The organism is Longimicrobium sp. (genome assembly GCF_036554565.1).
GTDB lineage: Bacteria > Gemmatimonadota > Gemmatimonadetes > Longimicrobiales > Longimicrobiaceae > Longimicrobium.
Genome location: NZ_DATBNB010000483.1, coordinates 1 through 2,652 on the forward strand (window position 1 = coordinate 1; position 2,652 = coordinate 2,652).

2 protein-coding genes are annotated in these 2,652 nt (G+C 70.0%); one reads left to right on the plus strand and one right to left on the minus strand.

The window, feature by feature from the left end; genetic code table 11:
- The first annotated feature begins 219 nt into the window (after positions 1-219).
- Positions 220-1,341, plus strand: a complete 1,122-nt coding sequence (locus VIB55_RS13190; protein WP_331877117.1) for an RDD family protein — start codon at positions 220-222, stop codon at positions 1,339-1,341.
- 651 nt (positions 1,342-1,992) lie between these two features.
- Here the strand turns inward: VIB55_RS13190 and VIB55_RS13195 are convergent.
- Positions 1,993-2,409: a hypothetical protein gene (locus tag VIB55_RS13195; RefSeq protein WP_331877118.1), complete on the minus strand. Its 417-nt coding sequence runs from the start codon at positions 2,407-2,409 to the stop codon at positions 1,993-1,995.
- Between the last annotated feature and the right edge of the window lie 243 nt (positions 2,410-2,652).

The window sequence follows — 2,652 nt, forward strand, 5'->3', positions numbered from 1 at the left end:
AGGGGAACGATAATTCGCTACACGCCCCGGACGCCAGTGTTCCGTTCGGCCCCTTTTCCCGGTGCAGTGGACGAGAGCCGCGCCCGATCGTCACTCCGCATCCGCACGCGCGCGCGGCCGACATCTGCTGGACTGGACGCAAATCGTGACGCAGGTTAGCTTTCAGCGCTCCGGGCACGCTGTTCCTCTCCCGGCCTCCCCCGCTCTCCCTGAAGTGCCATGGCTCGCGAAAAGCCCTCGTACGTCATCACTCCCGATTCGTTCACGCTCAGCCCCGCCATCATGGGGCTGCCCCTGGCGCGCCCGTCGCGTCGCCTGGCGGCCATGCTGCTGGACCTGCTCCTGGTGGCCATCCTGGTGAACCTGGGCGGCGTCCTCCTGGCCGTGGCCGCCGCGTTCGTGGCGTTCCGCCTGGCGGCCCGCCTGGCGCCGAAGGGTGCGGGACGGCTGGCGGGGCTGGCGCGCGTGGGCATCCGCTCGTTCGGCGCGATCGTGCTGTTCGTCGTGGCGCTGAACCTGTGGGACGGCGTGGGCGACTGGTTCCGCGGCTGGGGCGACAACGTCACTGTGAGCACGGGTCCCGGCGCCGGGGCCCAGGCCGCGGTGAGCGCCCTTCGCATGGCGCCCGAGCTGATGCGCCTGCAGAACGCGTCGACAGAAGAAGAGGCGCGCCGCGTCGCGCCGCAGGTGGTTTCGGGGCTTCGCCAGGCCGGCCTGTCGGACGAGGATGCCGGCGAGGCGCTGCGGGAGATGGTGGAAGACGCGGAGCAGCCCTGGATGGGGGCCGTGGTGAACGACGCGCTCAAGTCCCGCGCCCCGGCGGACGTGGAAGCGCTGACGCTGCGGACGGACTCGCTGGCCAGCAGCTACGCGGCGGCGCTCGCCGCGGGCGACACGGGGCGCGCTGACAAAGTGGCACCCCTGCTGGCGGCGCGGCTGGCGAAGGACACGCTGGGCCGCATGGACGAGCGCATCGACGAGCTGGGGAACGAGCTGGCCCAGGCGCGGCGGGAATTGAAGGAGCACCAGAACGAGGGGCTGGTGTCGCGGCTCACGGGGTTTCTGGACGAGATGGGGATCGGGTTCGGCTGGACGGGCCTGTACTTCACCGCGTTCCTGGCGCTGTGGAAGGGGCAGACGCCGGGCAAGCGGCTGCTGGGACTGCGCGTGGTGCGCCTGAACGGCGAGCCGATGACGCTGTGGACGGGCTTCGAGCGCTTCGGCGGATACGCCGCCGGGCTGGTGACCGGCCTCCTGGGCTTCGCGCAGGTGTACTGGGACCGCAACCGCCAGATGATCCACGACAAGATCGTGGAGACGGTGGTGGTAAGGGAGAAGTAGCCCCGCAGGAACGCTTTCAAGGGCTTGGGTGTGGTTCGACCGGGTCCGGCGCATGCCTCGGGTGCCCTCTCCCCCGGCCCCTCTCCCGCAAGCGGGAGAGGGGAGAATTCGACCGCGCTTCGGCAGGTGCGGATGTCATCCCGACGGAGCGGCCACGCCGAACCGGCCTTGGCGACGTAGACCGCAGCGACCGAGGGATCCGCCCCACACTCCACGAAACGGCTGCCGGTCGTAGAATGAGCCGGGCCGCTGTTTTCCGGCGTGTAAACGCTGACGCGCGACGGCATCCCGGCATGATGTGTCTGCCGTCCCGGTGCAGGGTCGCACGCTGTGTGGCGGATCCCTCAGTCGCTGCTATCGATGAGGTGCGGGCAGGGCTCTCCGAGGTCGCTCCATCGGGATGACAATTCACGCATCGGCAGGTGCGGCGCGCGTGCAGGTGAAGCCCCGGGCGGGACGCGACAGCGGCCCGAGCCGGGGCTTTCCGCTTTTCGAGCGGCGGGTTCACCCGCTCAACAACGAGCCGGGGGCTTTCCGCTTTCCCAAGCGGGATTCACCCGCTCCCGCCGCGCCGAGGCTTCATTCAAAGCGACGCGCCCCGGGCATGGATGCCCCGGGGCGCGCCGCTTCGTTCTGCTTCCCTGCCTTCGCCTACTCCGCCCTGGCCGTCATCCAGTCCGGGCGGCCGTCGTCTTCATCGGGCTCCAGCAGGCCGAACAGCTGCACTTGCCTCCGGCGCAACCGGTTGGCGTGCATGAACGCCTCTTCCTCCGTCTCTCCGAACCCCTCCCATGCGGTCGCGGGCTCGCCCCACGGGCCGGGCTTGCTCCACGGCGACTCGGGGCCGTGCATGCGGGCCGACCGCCAGGGGTGCGCGAACGGGTCCAGGTACGTTCCCAATATGCGCCCCTCGCGGTCGATCACCACGCCCACGGCCCCGCCGCGGCTGTGGCGCCGGCGGCGCAGGTGGCGGTACAGGTGATACGCGCCGTCCAGCACCAACGCCGCCATCATCAGCACGGCAAGAACGAGCACCAGGTCCAGCGCCAGCGTCTTCATCACGTTCATACGTTTTTCCTTCCGTGTCCCCTCCCACGGGAGCCGGATCAGAATACACCCGAGCAAGCCTTCGTTCCACCACGCCGTGTCCACGGAAAGCGCCCGACGGAACGGCGCTTGCGGACGCCCGGACGGGCGCGGAAATCCCCACGCAGGGCTGACGATGCACGGCCCCGGCCCGTCACGCGGTGCCTTACAGGCCATGGAAGCCCCATCAGGATCGCAACGCCCGACGCCCCCGGTCTCTGACAG

Excerpts from the sequence above, each read along its gene's own strand:
- VIB55_RS13190 (WP_331877117.1), top strand. The coding sequence starts at position 220 with ATGGCTCGCGAAAAGCCCTCGTACGTCATCACTCCCGATTCGTTCACG.
- VIB55_RS13195 (WP_331877118.1), bottom strand. The coding sequence starts at position 2,409 with ATGAACGTGATGAAGACGCTGGCGCTGGACCTGGTGCTCGTTCTTGCC.